This window comes from Methylophilus sp. YYY-1 (genome assembly GCF_029132825.1).
Classification (GTDB): domain Bacteria; phylum Pseudomonadota; class Gammaproteobacteria; order Burkholderiales; family Methylophilaceae; genus Methylophilus; species Methylophilus glucosoxydans.
Map to the genome: position 1 here is coordinate 228,419 of NZ_WOVG01000005.1, position 17,096 is coordinate 245,514.

General features: G+C 54.5%; 13 protein-coding genes. 3 read left to right on the top strand and 10 right to left on the bottom strand.

The features are described 5' to 3' along the window. Positions 1–71: 71 nt before the first annotated feature. From GOC95_RS14100 to GOC95_RS14110, 3 genes are all read right to left on the bottom strand, one after another. Positions 72–3,362, bottom strand: coding sequence for a transglutaminase family protein (locus tag GOC95_RS14100; protein ID WP_275357912.1), 3,291 nt, complete (start codon positions 3,360–3,362; stop codon positions 72–74). A 107-nt stretch (positions 3,363–3,469) separates the two neighbouring features. Next, a complete protein-coding gene (locus GOC95_RS14105) occupies positions 3,470–4,315 on the bottom strand; it encodes an SPFH domain-containing protein (RefSeq protein WP_194748970.1) in 846 nt (281 codons plus the stop codon). A 27-nt stretch (positions 4,316–4,342) separates the two neighbouring features. Continuing rightward, positions 4,343–4,789, bottom strand: coding sequence for an NfeD family protein (locus tag GOC95_RS14110; protein WP_275357914.1), 447 nt, complete (start codon positions 4,787–4,789; stop codon positions 4,343–4,345). An 82-nt stretch (positions 4,790–4,871) separates the two neighbouring features. Here GOC95_RS14110 and GOC95_RS14115 point away from each other — a divergent pair, with 82 nt between their 5' ends. After that, positions 4,872–6,152, top strand: a complete 1,281-nt coding sequence (locus GOC95_RS14115; RefSeq protein WP_275357916.1) for an FAD-binding domain-containing protein — start codon at positions 4,872–4,874, stop codon at positions 6,150–6,152. Between the two features lie 45 nt (positions 6,153–6,197). Here GOC95_RS14115 and GOC95_RS14120 read toward each other — a convergent pair whose 3' ends face one another. Next, positions 6,198–7,709, bottom strand: coding sequence for an esterase-like activity of phytase family protein (locus GOC95_RS14120; RefSeq protein ID WP_275357918.1), 1,512 nt, complete (start codon positions 7,707–7,709; stop codon positions 6,198–6,200). Between the two features lie 126 nt (positions 7,710–7,835). Here GOC95_RS14120 and GOC95_RS14125 point away from each other — a divergent pair, with 126 nt between their 5' ends. Beyond that, positions 7,836–10,733, top strand: coding sequence for a valine--tRNA ligase (locus GOC95_RS14125; protein ID WP_275357920.1), 2,898 nt, complete (start codon positions 7,836–7,838; stop codon positions 10,731–10,733). Between the two features lie 185 nt (positions 10,734–10,918). Next, positions 10,919–11,128, top strand: a complete 210-nt coding sequence (locus tag GOC95_RS14130) for a (2Fe-2S)-binding protein (RefSeq protein ID WP_275357922.1) — start codon at positions 10,919–10,921, stop codon at positions 11,126–11,128. On the opposite strand, the gene GOC95_RS14135 is transcribed toward GOC95_RS14130, so the two are convergent. The 6 genes from GOC95_RS14135 to GOC95_RS14160 are packed head-to-tail and all read right to left on the bottom strand — an operon-like array spanning position 11,107 to position 17,096. Then, on the bottom strand, positions 11,107–11,868 hold the full coding sequence (locus GOC95_RS14135; RefSeq protein WP_275357924.1) for a molybdopterin-synthase adenylyltransferase MoeB: 762 nt from the start codon (positions 11,866–11,868) through the stop codon (positions 11,107–11,109). The genes GOC95_RS14130 and GOC95_RS14135 overlap by 22 nt on opposite strands. 15 nt (positions 11,869–11,883) lie before the next feature. Next, positions 11,884–12,600, bottom strand: a complete 717-nt coding sequence (locus tag GOC95_RS14140; protein ID WP_275357925.1) for a prepilin-type N-terminal cleavage/methylation domain-containing protein — start codon at positions 12,598–12,600, stop codon at positions 11,884–11,886. A gap of 5 nt (positions 12,601–12,605) precedes the next feature. Beyond that, on the bottom strand, positions 12,606–13,790 hold the full coding sequence (locus tag GOC95_RS14145) for a hypothetical protein (RefSeq protein ID WP_275357927.1): 1,185 nt from the start codon (positions 13,788–13,790) through the stop codon (positions 12,606–12,608). Further along, positions 13,787–14,404, bottom strand: a complete 618-nt coding sequence (locus GOC95_RS14150) for a hypothetical protein (RefSeq protein ID WP_275357928.1) — start codon at positions 14,402–14,404, stop codon at positions 13,787–13,789. The genes GOC95_RS14145 and GOC95_RS14150 overlap by 4 nt, the downstream gene beginning before the upstream one ends. Continuing rightward, a complete protein-coding gene (locus tag GOC95_RS14155) occupies positions 14,404–15,894 on the bottom strand; it encodes a hypothetical protein (RefSeq protein ID WP_275357929.1) in 1,491 nt (496 codons plus the stop codon). Before GOC95_RS14155 ends, GOC95_RS14150 begins: the two co-directional genes overlap by 1 nt. Before the next feature lie 2 nt (positions 15,895–15,896). Further along, positions 15,897–17,096 carry a type II secretion system F family protein gene (locus GOC95_RS14160; RefSeq protein ID WP_275357931.1) on the bottom strand — a complete coding sequence of 400 codons (1,200 nt, stop codon included), beginning with the start codon at positions 17,094–17,096 and terminating at the stop codon, positions 15,897–15,899.

The window sequence follows — 17,096 nt, forward strand, 5'->3', positions numbered from 1 at the left end:
GGTTAGGCGAGGATCATGGTGCGACTCAAACGCGCGGCCTATTAAACAAGACCTTGAGTGTAACAGGATGTTCACACATTCGGCTGCCATCGCAGATCAAGCGTAAATGGAAAACGTGGATTCGGTGGTTCTTTTACCACAGTCACCTTGCCCGCCGTATGGCCATGCGCCCAGAATCGTGCAAAACGCCGTGCCTCAGCTTCATTGGCATTCACCGGGAACGTATTGTAATTGCGCCCCCCTGGGTGCGAGACATGGTAGGTGCATCCTCCCAGGGATTTTTCACTCCAGGTATCCACCAGATCAAACACCAGCGGCGCTTGCACCGGAATGGTCGGATGCAGCGCTGACCACGGACTCCAGGCACGGAAGCGGATGCCAGCCACATATTCCCCGGCATGGCCGGTTGGTTGCAGCGGCAAGGGTCGGCCATTACAGGTCACGACATGGCGACCATCGGTCAGGCCCCGCACACGCAACTGCATGCGCTCGACGGAAGAGTCCACGTAACGCGCGGTGCCCCCGCCCGCCATCTCTTCGCCCAGTACATTCCAGGGCTCTATGGCCTGGCGCAACTCCAACTCCACGCCATGATAGGCCGCGGTGCCATAGCGCGGAAAACGGAACTCGACAAAGGGCTCAAACCAGCGCTGTTCAAAGGCATATCCCGCATCTCGCAAATCGGCCACGACATCGGCGATATCTTGCGCCACAAAATGCGGCAACATCCAGCGGTCATGCAGCTCGGTCCCCCAGTGCACCAGTTTGCCGGTATATGGCGTTTTCCAGAAGCGGGCCACCAGCGCACGCAGTAACAGGCTTTGCAGCAAACTCATGCGCGCATGCGGCGGCATTTCAAAAGCACGGAATTCCACCAGCCCAAGGCGGCCAGTGGGGCCATCCGGCGAATAGAGTTTGTCGATGGAAAACTCCGAGCGGTGCGTGTTACCGGTTAAATCCACCAGCAAATTGCGCAGTAGCCGGTCGACCAGCCACGGCTGCTCGCTTTCCTTGCCTGCGGGTAAGGCTTGTTCCATCTGCTGAAAAGCAATCGTCAACTCATACAAATTGTCATCCCTGGCCTCATCCACGCGCGGCGCCTGACTGGTCGGGCCAATAAAGGTCCCTGAAAACAGATAAGACAAGGCGGGGTGATTTTGCCAGTAGGTAATCAGGCTACGTAATACATCCGGGCGCCGCAACATGGGGCTATCCGCCGGCGTTTCCCCACCCAGCGTGACATGGTTACCGCCGCCAGTGCCGGTGTGGCGGCCATCCAGCATGAATTTCTCGGTGCCGAGCCGGCATAGACGCGCCTCGTCGTACAAGACGTTGATGTTTGTCACCAGCTCTTTCCAGGTTTTCGCCGGGTGGATATTCACTTCGATCACGCCGGGGTCCGGCGTCACACTGAGCAACTTGAGCCTGCTGTCGCGTGGTGGGGGATAGCCTTCCAGCCACAGTTTGAGTTTCAAATCGGCCGCAGTTTGCTCAATGGCACTTAGCAAATCCAGATAGTCTTCCAGTCGGCTGACTGGCGGCATAAACACATACAGCCGGCCATTGCGCACCTGTACGCATAACGCGGTATGGACCACTTCCCGAGCCAGCGGCTGCGTTGTTTTGTGCTTGATCCGCACCTTGGGTGATTTGGCGGTCGCCAACGCTGCCTGTGGCTCAAACGGGTCCAGGGGAAATTCTGGCTCCATCTCTGCAGGCAACTGCCATGGCAGCGAGGACAAGGGCAAGCGCAAGCCCATGGGCGAGTCACCACCCAGCAGATACAAATGTTCGCGGCGCAACGGCCACTTGCTGGTCAGCCATGCCCCGGCAGACTGGCTCTCGTCCGGCTTGAGCGGCATAACATAACCAACCACTTGCCCCAAGCCCTGGTTGAGCAAATCTGCCAGCCGTTTGCGCTCTGTCGCATCCTGCAAATCCAGCTTGAGCGGATCGAGATTCACCGGTAACTGCTGCTCTTGTTGCGCGAGACTCATCACGTCTTCATACGCGGCAATCACACAATCTTTGGGAAAGCCCAACATGTCGGCCAGATGACGGGAAAAAGCTTCTGCCTGCGCTACGCCATAGCCGTCATTATGACCTTCGGCTGAAAACAGGCTGGCATCGCGCCACACCGGCTTGCCATCCGGGCGCCAGTAAATATTGATGGCCCAGCGCGGCAAAGGCTCACCGGGATACCATTTGCCCTGGCCATAATGCAAAAAGCCATCCGGGGCAAAGTGCGCTTTCAGGCGCAAAGCCAGGTCACCGGCCAGTTGCCGCTTGTGATCTCCCAGTGCCAGGGTGTTCCATTGTGCGCCATCCATATCATCAATCGACACAAAAGTCGGTTCGCCGCCTTGCGTCAGCCGCACATCGTGTTTTTTGAGCTCAACATCCACCTTGTCACCCAGCTTGAGGATGGCCTGCCAGTCCGCTTCGCTGTAAGGCTTGGTCACGCGCGGGTCTTCGTGAATGCGCGTTACTGTCATCTCATGCGTGAACGTGACCTCGGCGATATCGGTGAAGCCAGTCACTGGCGCTGCCGAGGAAGGAATCGCCGTACACGCCAACGGAATATGCCCCTCTCCGGCCATCAGTCCAGAGGTAGGATCCAACCCAACCCATCCTGCGCCGGGAATAAACACCTCGGTCCAGGCATGCAAATCGGTAAAATCCTTGTCGGTGCCACTGGGGCCATCCAGCGCCGCAACGTCGGCCTTGAGCTGAATCAGGTAGCCGGAAACAAAGCGCGCGGCCAAGCCCAGGTGGCGCATGATTTGCACCAGCAACCAAGCCGAGTCCCGGCAAGACCCTGTGCGCTTCTGCAGAGACTCTTCCGGGGTTTGTATGCCCGGCTCCATGCGCACGGTATAGCCGATTTCAGCCTGCAAACGCTGATTGACGGCCACCAGAAAGTCGACAATGCCGACTTCGGGTTTGATCACGGCTTGCCGCATTTCCGTCATCCACGCCTGCAACAAGGGCCCGACCGGATCGGGCTGCAAATAGGCGGTCAGCTCGAACGCCTGCTGCGCGGTATAGTTAAAGGGGTAATGCTCGGCATATTTCTCGACAAAAAAATCAAACGGATTGATGACGGTCATATCTGCCACCAAATCGACCGTAAAGTCGAGCTCACGCACCATTTCGGGGAATACGTAACGGGCAATGTAGTTGCCGTAGGGGTCTTGCTGCCAGTTGATAAAATGCTGCTCAGGATTAACCGTCAGAGAATACGACAAAATCGGCGTGCGCGCGTGGGCAGCGGGCTTGAGGCGGACTTCGTGTGGCGAAAGATTGACCAGGCGGTCAAATTGATAGCGGGTGCGGTGATGTAAAGCGACGCGTATAGCCACTGCTGATCCTCAATAATATTATGATTTTAAGCAGTGTGATGCAGGAAATATGCCAGCCACGCCAAAACCCAGCGCGTGGTGGCAATTAAACGCTACCCCTGATCGACTTACTTGCTGCCGCCTACCAGATTTTTGACCGCGCTCACCACATCGCCTGGCAGCACAACAATTTTGCTATTGTTGGAGTCGGCCATTTTTTGCATTGATTGAATATAACGGTCCCCCAGCAAAAAGGTGGCGGAGGTATTGTTTTCCTTGACCGCCTCGGCAATCATTTTAATCGCCGCTGCTGAGGCTTGAGCACCCACCATTTGCGCCTCTGCGTCTTTACGCGCGGCTTCCAGCCGGGCTTCTGCATTCAAGATCAACGACTGCTTGGCGCCTTCGGCTTCGGTCACCACCGCCACACGCTCCCGCTCGGCCGCTGCCTGACGCTCCATCGCATCCTGCATATTGGCAGAGGGTTTGATGTCTTGAATCTCCACACTTTTCACGGTGAGGCCCCAGTCCAGCGCCTCATCGGCAATCGCTTCTTTAAGCTCCGCCTTGATCCGGTCACGCGAGGTCAGCGCATGATTGAGGTCCATGCCACCGATGATAGAACGCAAACTGGTTTGTACCATATTGCGCATGGCTTCACGAAAATTTTCGATGCCGTAGACCGCACGCTCGATATTGGTCACTTTGATAAACGCCACCGCATTGGCCAGAATCACCGCGTTATCACGGGTGATCACCTCCTGCTCTGGGACATCGAGAATGATGTCTTTGGTGGTCACCTTGTAACTGACATTACTGAATACCGGGTTGATCACATTGAGGCCTGGCTTGAGAATGCCGGCAAATTTACCGAGCCGCTCGACCACCCATTCTTCGCCCTGCGGCACAATACGTACCCCTTTCACGATGGCGATCACTACCAGTACGATCACAATGACACTGACTTCGGTCATGACGACTCCCCTCAATAATTAAAACGATTAACCGTGGTGGGCAGGCGCCACACGCAAGCTGTTGCCTTCCACGGCGACAATGATTGCCGCTTGTTGCACAGCCATGGCCGTATCGGCATAAGCTACCCATTCGCGGCTACCCAACACCCCTTGGGCAAACCGGATCTTGCCCGGTTGCATGGGAGAAATAGCCTCAATCACCACGCCTTCACGACCGATTTCCTCGCCCTGCGCCTGTCCAACCCGCAAGTCAGGCTTGCGTTTCTCCAGCTTGCGCATGATGGTCAAGGCCAGTGCCGCCAGCACGGCATAATTCAGGGCTTGCAAGGCTAATGACATCTCTGGCCAAACCAGGGTGAGCGCTGCCATTGCCAGTGCGGCAATGCCTAGCCATAACAAGTACAAGGTGCCGAGCAGCATTTCCGAGCATAACAGCACCAGGCCCAATCCGCACCACCACCATCCTGTCTGCATAACCCGCCCCCCCAAACCACGATGAATAAACGACCACGAATCTTTGAGCGCATGGTATCACTACTTGTGTCAAAATGGGGGAATGACTCAACCGCCTGTCCGCCTTACGCTTGCGACTGACCGCCGGGAACGGCTGGTACAAATCCGCACCTGCTTTCCGCAGGCCAGCGGACCAGATTTGGACGACCGCTGGCAAGGCGGCCGCGTCACGGCATTGCAGCGACTGGCGGCCATTGATGCCGATGCGTATCACCAGACCCGGAATCATCTGGATGGCGCAGCCACCCGGCTTTCGCCTTACTTGCGCCATGGCTGCCTGTCCTTGCAAGAGACGGTGAACAGCGTCCGCCAAAGCGCTGGCAAGCGCGGTGTCAAACTGATTGCCGAGCTTAGCTACCGCGACTACTTCAGGCAAGTCTGGTACCGTTTTGGTGAGGCAATCAAACAACCCATGGAGTCACCTAAAGTGGCCCTGGGTACACAACCCTTGCCTGACTTTATTGCGCAGGGATTCACCGGGCTGGTATGCATGGATGAAATTGTGCGTCAGCTGCGACAAGAGGGTTACGTACACAACCATGCCCGCATGTGGTTTGCAGCCTATGTATTGCACTGGTTAAAAGTAGACTGGCGCCAGGCGGCAGACTGGTTTGAACAAAACCTGCTGGATGGTGACCTAGCTTCCAATCACCTCTCATGGCAATGGATAGGCGCCAGCTTTAGCCATAAACCTTATTTCTTCAACAAAGAGAATATCGTCAAATTCGGCGGCGGACACTGGTGCCAGCAATGTCCTGTGCGTTGCCCGTTCGATGCCAGCTACGAAACATTGCATCAACAATTGTTTGGCGCCCCTCCGCCGCAAACAGGTGATGAGGCTGCTGCCAGCCACAGCGCGTATTTGCCTGTGGAAATAACAGCGCAGCATTTGCCCCTTCGTGACGACAGTGCTGTGGTTTGGCTTCATGACGAAATGTTATCGCCAGAGCATGCTCTACTAAAGAGTAAGGCCCCTCGCGTCTTTGTATTTGACCCTGCACTTTATGGGCAATGGCCCCTGAAACGCCTGCAATTCATGGCCGATTGCCTGAGCGAAATCCCAGAGACAGACATATGGCTTGGCAGCACAGCACAAGTACTGGCAAGCTATTCGCAGAGGCATATCATCAGCCAGAACACTCCGAACGCGCTGCTCAAAGCAGCGGCTGACGATGCACGACTTACTTGGCTACAAGAACCCAGCCTCTATGACACCCACTTCAGCGACCATGAGCTGATGCGGTTTAGCCGCTACTGGAAAAAAGTTGAGCCGCTGGTGTTTGCCAACGACGATGAACGATTTTCAAACGATCCAGCCGCATAAAAAAAGCCGCCTTGTAAAGGCGGCTTTTTACTCACAACAGCTCGATTAGCGCTGACGACGACGTTGCAACCAACCCATCAGGAACAGGCCAGAAATCAGCATCGAAACATTGGCTGGCTCAGGCACGGCACTGACGGACAATGCCTGGTTCACAAATTGACTGCCATTCAAGTCTGCATCGGTAAACTTGAACACAAAGAACTTGTTGTCCCCTGCGATGCCTGGCACAAAGTCATTATCATTGGCCACATACAGGGTGTGATACAGCACGCCACCCTCCATGATGTCCTCGCCAAAAGTCATGCCTTCGAGCTTGGCAGGAATGTTAGTATTGGTAATCCCGGCATTGATGAGCGCCGCTTTCAGGTCAAGGAACAAGCTTTTTTGCACAGCATAGCTCTGCAAGTTATTTTGGCCACTGATGCCAGCACCACTGTTCAATGAGCCAATATCTACCGCTTGGTCACCCACGACGCCATCGCCATTTGCATCATTCAGGTCGATTTTGTAGATACGTTTCACATCCGCCTTGGAACCATCGCCCGCGCCCTTGCCATCACGCTCAAGCACAAAGAAGGTATGGTCATTGACCGCCAGAATCTCGCTGATGTTGTAGCTCTTGTTTTTATCAGAGAGGAAGTTGTCATAGACATACTGCTTGGTAGCCCCCGTTTTCGTATCAATCGTCACGATACGGTTGGTACGACCACCATCGCCACCATCCTGAATCAGCGGGCTTTGCTCAAAACCAACCAGTGTTTTGCCATCAGGCGTAATGGCCAGGCCTTCCATGCCTTTGTTGGCCACACGGCCGCTGGTATTGCCACTGATTTCATTCGCACCCTGGCTGCTCAAATTTTGCGCAGTAAATGCTGAAGGCAAGTTGTAGACATTGGTTCTGGCGCCGGTCGCGCGGTCAAACTGATAGACATAAGGGCCATATTCATCGCTGATATAAACGCTTTTGCCATCGTTAGAAACGCGGATGGCCTCTGGGTCGAAACGGCCATTATTCGAGTTGCTGGAGTTGGTACCCGCCAAAAAGTTATCTGAACGGCCATTAAAATAATATTTACCTGCATTTACCGTCGCGCCACTGCCCAATGTGTAGTTTTGGCCGCCCACGCTACCTGTGCCAGCGGCCCCGGTGCCGTAGTTAAGTGGCGTATTGCTGTATAACAGCGTGGTGCCAGTTAATGTCGGGGTCAGGTTATAACTGTAGCTCGAACCATTGTAAGTTTGTTGCAAACTGAGGTTGAGCGTTTGAAAGCGCGAAATGTAAGAGGTGGTATTGTCTACCAGCGGGTTATACTCGCTAGCATTCGGGCCACGGTCTGGCAACGCCAGGAAAGTACTACCACCCGCCCAAGCCAGGCCAGAGCCTATGCCACCCAATACATTCTGATGATCCACACCGTTTTCCAGCATGCCAGTGAAACTGGACAAGTCCGTGGTCCCGGACAAACTGCCAATCGCGATCAATGAAGGGGTTGCATTTGCCAAGGCAGGCAATGCCAGTGAAATGGCCACGGTCATGGCGGCTAGTTTAAAAGTCATGTCAAAACTCCATAATTAAAAAATTTTGACTAAATTAATCGCTGGCAGTGAATTTAATATGACAGGACTAGTGCTACGGGGACAGGTGCTCCAGAACAAGGGGGCGGCTGTGGTAAAATCCCGCGCATGACTACACAAACCAATACATCCAGCTCTACCCGCGAACTCGCTAAATCTTTTGATCCGAAAACCATTGAAAGCCAGTGGTATGCTTTTTGGGAAGGCAAAGGCTATTACGCCGCCGGCATGAACCCGCAGGTCAAAGATAATTTCTGCATTTTGCTGCCGCCACCCAACGTGACTGGCACGCTGCACATGGGCCACGGCTTTAACCAGACCATCATGGATGCGCTGACCCGCTATCACCGTATGCGCGGGGATAACACCTTGTGGCAACCAGGCACCGACCACGCAGGCATTGCCACACAAATTGTGGTCGAGCGCCAGCTCGATGCGCAAGGCGTGAGCCGCCACGACCTCGGCCGCGAAAAATTCCTCGAAAAAGTCTGGGAATGGAAAGAATACTCCGGTGGCACCATCACCAAACAAATGCGCCGCCTGGGCACCTCACCCGACTGGAGCCGTGAGCGTTTCACCATGGATGCCGGCCTCAACAAGGTCGTCACCGAAAGCTTTGTCCGTCTGTACAACGAAGGCCTGATTTACCGTGGCAAACGCCTGGTGAACTGGGATGTGAAACTGGGCACTGCCGTTTCTGACCTAGAAGTGGTGCAGGAAGAAGAAGACGGCTCGATGTGGCATATCAACTATCCACTGGCGGATGGTTCCGGCCACTTGACTGTGGCCACTACGCGCCCGGAAACCATGCTGGGTGATGTGGCGGTGATGGTGCACCCTGAGGATGAGCGTTATGCGCATTTGATCGGCAAAAACGTGACTCTTCCGTTGTGTAACCGCGAAATTCCGATTATCGCGGATGATTACGTGGATAAGGAGTTTGGTACTGGTGTGGTCAAGGTCACGCCTGCGCATGACTTTAACGACAATATGGTCGGCCAGCGCCAGGGCTTGGATAAAGTTGTGATCCTGAACCTGCAAGGCTTCGTGCCAGAAGTTGCAGAAGTCTATGCCGCTGATGGCAGTGTCAAACCTGCGATTGCTTTACCCGCCCACTTGGTAGGATTAGAGCGCTTTGCCGCGCGCAAACAAGTGGTGGCCGACCTGGAGACTGGTGGTTTCCTGGTCAAAGTTGAAAAACACAAGCTCAAAGTGCCACGGGGCGACCGTACCAATGTCGTGATTGAACCCATGCTCACCGACCAGTGGTTTGTGGCGATGAGCAAGCCGGGCGAAGATGGCAAAAGCATCACCGAAAAAGCGCTCGAAGTGGTGGCGGATGGCCAGATCAAGTTTTACCCGGAAAACTGGGTAAATACCTATAACCAGTGGCTGAATAATATTCAGGATTGGTGTATTTCACGTCAGTTATGGTGGGGGCATCAAATCCCTGCTTGGTATGGTGAAAACGGCGAAGTGTTTGTCGCGCATGATGAAGCAGAAGCTACCGAGATGGCGGCCAAAGCAGGTTACACCGGTAATTTAAAGCGCGATGATGACGTGTTAGATACCTGGTACTCCTCTGCCCTGTGGCCATTTTCCACCTTAGACTGGACCGGCGACGAAACACTGGACGCGCAGAATCAGGCCTTGCAGCAATACCTGCCCTCCTCAGTATTAGTCACTGGTTTTGACATTATCTTTTTCTGGGTGGCGCGTATGGTCATGATGACCAAGCACCTGACCGGCAAAATCCCGTTCAAGCATGTGTATGTGCACGGTCTGATACGCGATGCTGAAGGCCAGAAAATGTCCAAGTCCAAAGGCAATGTGCTGGACCCGATTGATTTGATTGATGGCATTGATCTGGAATCGCTGCTGAAAAAACGCACCACCGGCCTGATGAACCCGAAAGATGCGGAAAAAATCGAGAAACGTACCCGCAAGGAATTCCCGGAAGGCATTGCAGCGTATGGTACGGATGCTTTAAGGTTTACTTTTGCCAGCCTGGCTTCACCTGGCCGTGACATCAAGTTTGACCTGCAACGCTGTGAAGGTTACCGCAACTTCTGCAACAAACTGTGGAACGCCACCCGCTTTGTGCTGATGAATACGGAAGGCAAAGATAATGGCTTTGGCGCCGAGAGTTGTGACGAAGGTGGCCGCAAATTCAGCCAGGCCGATCGTTGGATTGTGAGCTTGTTGCAACGCACCGAAGCCGAAGTGGAACGCGCTTTTAACGACTACCGCTTTGACCTCGCTGCCAAGGCGATCTACGAGTTTGTCTGGGACCAGTATTGCGACTGGTATCTGGAAATTGCCAAAGTGCAGTTACAAGGTGGCACTGAAGCCGAACAGCGCGCGACCCGTCGTACCCTGTTAAGAGTGCTGGAAACCATCTTGCGGCTGGCACACCCGATTATTCCGTTTATCACCGAAGAGATCTGGCAGACGGTGGCACCGATGACCGAACTCAAGGACAAGTCGCGTGGCACTGAGAGCATTATGTTGCAGGTCTACCCGAAAGCCGATCTGGAGAAAATCGACGAACAGGCTGAAGCCTGGGTGGCGACACTGAAAACCGCTGTCGAAGCCTGCCGCAGCCTGCGTGGCGAAATGGGCATTTCACCTGCGGCCAAAGTGCCACTCATTGCCGCGGGCGATGCCGAGGCACTGACCGCCTATGCGCCTTACCTCAAGTCGCTGGCCAAGCTGGAAAGTGTGGATATCGTCGCCGACCTGCCAGAAGCGGATGCGCCTGTGATGCTGGCGGGTGACTTCAAATTGATGCTCAAGGTGGAAATTGATGTTGCCGCCGAGAAAGAGCGTTTAGGCAAAGAGATCGCCAGACTGCAAGGTGAAATTACCAAAGCCAATGGCAAACTGGGCAACGAAAGCTTTGTCGCCCGTGCCCCGGCAACCGTGGTCGAGCAGGAAAAAGCCCGTTTGGCCGAGTTTAGCGCCAATCTGGAAAAACTGCAGGCGCAGCTGGCCAAACTCAGTTAATTTGCTCGTCGACATACCGCCTGAGTGCGAACAGCTTAGGCGGGTTGGACGTATCTGTGTAGATTAAACAATGAGCTAAACCAATTGCTGTATTGTTGGTCTAGCTTGAAACGAATACGTTAATTGTGAGCACAATCACTATCTGTCTGCGCTGAGACCCAATACACTTGGGCACAAAAGGAAATATGGCCGACCTGCTTGAAAATGATCCCCGAGAGGTGCTGTGCAGTTGCAGCGGCACCACGCGTGGCCTGATTATCGAGTTGGTCAGGCAAGGCAAAGATCTGGATGGCATCTCGCGTTATTCTGGCGCGCTGTCAGGCTGCGCCGGCTGCGAGTGGGAGATTACAGAACTGGTGGCGTCGTTACAGTCTCAGTCCACAGATTCCGCCTGACCACACACCGCGCAGGAAGGGTCTTTTTTGAGGCGTATGGTGCGCCATTCTGCACTGAGCGCATCCAGCAATAGCAACCTGCCTTCCATGCTCTGCCCCATATTGAGCAACACCTTAATGGCTTCAGCAGCTTGCGCTGTGCCTATCATACCCACCAGCGGAGCAAATACGCCGTTGTCTGCACAACGCAACGCCTGGTCATCGCCGACGTCTGGATACAGGCAGTGGTAGCAAGGGCTTTCAGCATGGCGGAAATCAAACACGCTCAATTGCCCTTCAAAGCGGATGGCCGCCCCAGAGACCAGAGGCTTTTTATAGTCAAAACAAAGCTGGTTGAGCAAGTAGCGCGTAGCAAAGTTATCCGAGCAATCAATCACCACATCTGCCGCCAAGACCCGTCCGGCAAGCGCCTCGTCATTGAGCCGTGTCGTTTCGACATGTACGTTGACTTCAGGATTGAGGGCCGCAATCGAAGCCTGGGCCGACAAGGCCTTGTTTTGCCCAACCGCTGCCGTGGTATGGATAATTTGACGTTGCAGATTGGTGAGGTCTACCTGATCAAAATCACAAATGGTCAGCGTGCCTACCCCGGCTGCGGCCAGATACATCGCCACCGGGGCCCCCAAGCCGCCAGCTCCCACGATCAGGGCATGACTTTGCGTGAGCTTTTCTTGCCCTGCATATTCAATTTGCGGCAACATGATGTGCCGACTGTAGCGTAACAACAAATCGTCTTGCATGTATTTTCCAATTATTCATGGCAGGCGTTGCGCTTGTACCATTTGCTGAATCAACACCTTGGGCGACAACATGATCAACCTGTCATCAAACACGGCCGTACCCGTTTGTTGTTGTGCCTGATCAACAAAGGCCAGGTCGCCATCTGCATTTTCGCGCTCATCCGCGTGCTCGGGTGCGGGCATGGCATAAGCGCCGCCGCCAGACACGGATTGTATGCCACCCAGCCCGTTTTCGCCATGTGAAAGGATAATCGCCGCTGGTCGGCTAGGCCCGCTGGTGGCCGGGCCAGTCTCACTGCTGACTTGAATATTGCTGGCTCCTTCGGCCGCAGCTACCGAGAACCACTGGCTGTGATGAGTAAACGTGCTGTCTGCGCGATAGCGAAAGAAACGGCCCCAGGCATCGGTGGCGACTACCCCTAATTGCTGCGATGGCAACCAGCCCTCATCACTGGCGCAGGTCTGGTTGGATAATACATTTTCCCACCCATCGGGTGGCTGGTCGGTATCAGGACACGGCAGGTAATGATAAATCAGGGCATGGCCAAGCAAGGCCTGTTGCGCCGTATTCAGCCGCTGTTCGGTTTGCTGATATTTCTGCAATCCGTATTGCACCTTGAGGGGCGTCATGAGCCAGCCCATCATCAGGCTTAAAATCACCAAGGCGATCGCCATTTCAAGCAGGCTGAAGCCATACAGTGTGGATTGCGGTCGAGGAGAATATGCATTCATGCCATTCATCTGGCGATTTGCTCCAGTTGATCATTGCTGGGTGCATCCCATGCGGTGACGCCGGTCAGACCCAACACAGCGACTGTCGACATCTCGATAAAATTGGCATACTCACTTTTTTGCGTAGCCGTCTGTCGTAATTGCCCGGGTAACATCTCGCCGGACACAATTAAGAGCACTTGCGACGACCGCGGCAGATAAAACACCTGCTCCCGCCAGCCATTTTGCTGAAACCAGTGATGCATGGCCTGACCATCCAGCGTGGCTTGATTTGCAAGTGGGCCGTGCAGGTCGCCATCGACCGGCAAGCGGCCCAGCGTAGTTGTTTGAGCAGACATACATTGGCCGGCTTGCAATGATTGTGCGCCTAAACAACTCGCGTCTGAAATGGATGCTGGCACAGGTAATGGTGGACATGGCCTGGACGTGCAAGTAAATGCTCGCTTAAGCTCTGATAACACCTGCTTTTGCATGACTTGATGCATGCGACTTGCCGAGATTGGCCAGACCACGTCATTAAATTGTGTAGTCGGAGGCGACATGACAAAGCCGTGATCGCTGTACTCTGTCGGGTTGGCATTATCCAAGGTCCCCTCAATATCCAGATATTCCTTGGCACCATCGTCAGGCTGCAGGCGGCGTTGCTGCCAGCCATCCAGCCTCAACAGCGGCTGCATGGGGGCAATCACCACAGCCACAACGCCATTGCCCACACTGGCATCCCAAGTCGGCCCATTGTTGGCCATCACGCTCCAGCTACCCTGCGTGTCCAGATTCAAAGGTAGCAAGCGCTTATTGTTTTTATAGCGCTCTGACACTGCGTACCACAAGCGCTCGCCACTGCCATCGCGCAGGTCGCCTAAGCCCAGTGTTTTCCAGGGTAACCTGCCCAAGCGGGCGGAGTTACTGCATGAGGTTTCGGCAATGCCGTCGTTATTGCGGTCTGGGCAAGGCAAATCGCCCGGGCGTGGGCAATTCAACTCACAAAGCGTGGTGCCCAAGGGTTGCTGCGCATAGGCAAGCAAAGCCTGCTCGGCCTTGGCCAAGGCCGTCATGGTTTTGTGCAACGACGCCTGACTGGAAAACTCACGGCCCACCAAGGGATAAACCAGCATGCCCGCCATGCCGGACAACAGCAGTAAAAGCGCCCAGATCGCAATTCCTCTTTGAAAATGTGAACAAACAATCATGGCTGCACAGGCGACGGATTGGGAAACATGTCAGGGAAATTAAACAGATGAAGCTCACATTGCGCATCAATCTGAACGAATGACGGCGTCACTGTCCAGACACAATGATGGACTTTAATCGCACCTGCATATTGTTTGGCCAACGCTTGTAACCATGCCAATATGTCTGCTTCATGCTTGACCGACCATGCGAGCTGTAGACGGCTAAGCATCACTTTGATGTCGGCTTGCTGGCCAGAGGATGCTTGCGGCAAACACAGGGCAAGATCACAAGGAGTGGTCGGCAAGAACTCATAGCGTAGATGACTCAGGCCAGATGCCTGCTGCATTTCGGCAAGTGCCTTTTCCCATGCAGGCACATTTAAGGGCGACATCACCCCGATGTTTTGCCATTGCTCACGATGCGCCAAATAGGTGGCGATCTCTGCAGCAAAACGCTGCTGATAAGCCGCTTGTTGTTGCCGTTGCTGCCACTGTGCCTCTAGTTGAGACAAGACTTGTTCGGCGTCTTCACGTCTTTGATACTGCAACAGGGTACACACCACTAACAAGGTCATCACACCTAACCAAAATAATAAGGTTTGTTTTAATGCCGCCCAAACTTGCCAAACCATCACCACCCCTCCTGCTGCATGGCGGCCCAAGTCAGCGTGAGCATCGGCTGCAACCCCAGCATGGCTAGCGGATCTGTACTGCCCTGGCGACCATTCGTCGTGCTTTGCTGACTGGAGGTCTCTGTTTGCAGCTGCTTGACTGATGGCAACTGATTTAAACGCTGCATCAACTGCTGCCATTCAAGTACGGCACGCGTGTGCTGACTTGTTTCTCGTTGTTGAAAAGTCATTTTCAATGACTGAGTTTGATGCGCATCAGGGTCTGCTGATTCAGGAGGCTCTGCCTGCCATTCGAGTCGGATCAGTTGCCAATCTTGCAAGCCATTGAGTATCGTCTGCAAGTCATGCAAGGCTTGATCGGGCAATCGGGCGGAGGCGCTGATCGCTTGCATCGTGCGGGTTAAGGCATGAATCGCTGGCAATTGTTCAGCGCGCAGTCCCCCGGCGAATGGCATCGCCTCTGGCTCATCAAGCTGGGCCTTCACCAGCCCGGCTTGCGTATTCAGTTGCTGAGTTGCCAGCGCATTGAAGCCGGCTAGCAGCGCCAATAGCAACGCAAGCCCCACGCCTGCCAAGTGGATATTTCGTTGTAGCCGCTTGAGTTTCTCTGGCAAGAGATTGGCCTCAGGGGCCAAGTTAGGGAGCGCCTGGTCTGCCAATATCGCATGCATGGCGACCCACTCGACCGCGCGGAGACCGGTAGGGAGCGAGCCTTCACCCACGGCCGCAATGAGCGCGGCCTCAGTCAGAGGTTGATATTGAAAAGGGGCGGGGAAGGTGAGCCTCTCAGCCTGCTGTATTTCTGCAATAATGCAAAACACCGGCAGACTTGCAGATTCGGATAAGCCAAACTGGCTAACCAGCTCACGATGCAACTGAGTCAGCGCCGGGATCACAGAAGCCACATCGTGCATCCCTTGTGTTGGCATTGAAAGGCGGCGCCTTAAACACAACCGTTGATGCTTGAAATAACTCAAGTACAGGGTCGTATGCTCAGCATGCACACAGATGCAATCACTCAGGCGTTGAGCGTTTGCAGGCAAGCAATATGGCAACAATATTGCCTGCGTGTAAATGCCTTGAAGGCTGAGTGCTGCCGCTTGCAGCGCGGGCAAGCAGTGAGTCAGTGGTGGGAAAAACAGCCCGGCAAACAAAAAACGGTTTTCTAAACGGCTCGTCTTGATCGTTTCCAGTAGAAAGGCGGTATGCAAGCCTTGTGCATGTGGCCAAGCCGCCAGCTTGCGCTTGAGTAGTGCACGCCCAGCGGCCCCTCGCACCACAGGCATCAGCTCAAGGTGATAGTGCTCCTCTGGCAGATTAGTTAACACCGCCACACGCGCGCCTGGGAAAGTTTGCATCCACCCTAACATGGCCGCTAGCCCTGCTTCATCCGGACCAAACGAACGCAGCTCGCAATACTGATTGCGCTTAAATAAGACTAGCCGCCATGCTTGCGCATCAATCAGGAGAATAAAGCGCTGGCCGGACATCTTTAGTACCTGATGGTTGAAAAGCTGTCATAGACCGGCAACATGACGGCGGCCATCAAAAACAGTAACATCAAACCCAGTGAAATGGTCAGCGCGGGCTCCAACATGCGCAATAGCGACTGGATCCGCGCTTGCACGTCCCGGTCATAATAGTCAGCCAACTGAAACAACATGCGATCCAGTCCACCTGTGGTTTCACCCACCTTGAGCAGGTGTAGCATCAGTGGCGGAAACTGCCCGGTAGCCGCAAAGCTGGCAGTGAGGCTTTCCCCGGCCTGTACGCGCGCAGACACATCCTCAAGTGCGCGTGCCATAACACGCTGCGTCAGCAAGGGCTGGCACCATTGCAATGCCTGTAACAGCGGAATCCCGGCCTGGTACATCAATCCAAGAAACCTGCACAGCCGCGTGATCACCCATGCTCTTAGCAAGCGGCCAAACACCGGCAATCGCAACATCAGGCTATCCCATTTATAAGCCCATTTTTCCGAGCGCCGCACGATTAGAGTCACACTCCCCAGGGACAGCAATATCGCCAATAGCAGGTAAGCCCCATAGTGCATGACACCCTCCGACAGGGCTAACAAACATCTGGTACTCCAGGGCAGTGCTTGCCCCAGGCTTTGCAAAAATCCTGCCATTTGCGGCACCAGAAAGGTCAGCATCACGTATGCAGCGATCATCACCATCACGCATAACACGGCAGGATAGCTCAGACCGCGCTTGATTTGCGCGCTCAGCTCAAATTGCCACGTGAGGGTAGCCTTCAATTGGCCAAATGTTTCAGGGAGCTGACCCGTCCGTTCACCGGCATTAACCAGTTGATAAAACAAGGCTGGGAAGACCTTGGGCTGAGCTTGCAACGCTTGTGAAAGTAACTTGCCCGCCTCAAGATCGCGCAACAAACCACGTAAAGCCTCGGCCATCACCGCCTGTTCGGCTTGTTCTGCCGAGACCGCAATGGCCTGACAGAGAGGCAAGCCGGCTTGCAATAGCTGCTCTAGCTGCACACAAAACACGATCAACATTTTGGGGTGCACGCGTGACTGTCGCCAGCGCAATGGCTCACCCAGCTTCACCGTCAGCAACTCCAAGCCTTGCTGCTGCAGGGATGCAGCCAGCGCCTCTTCAGAGTCGGAGGTGCCATAGCCCCGTGTTAAGTGGCCCGTCTTATCAATCGCGGTGTATCGGTAGCTTGTCAT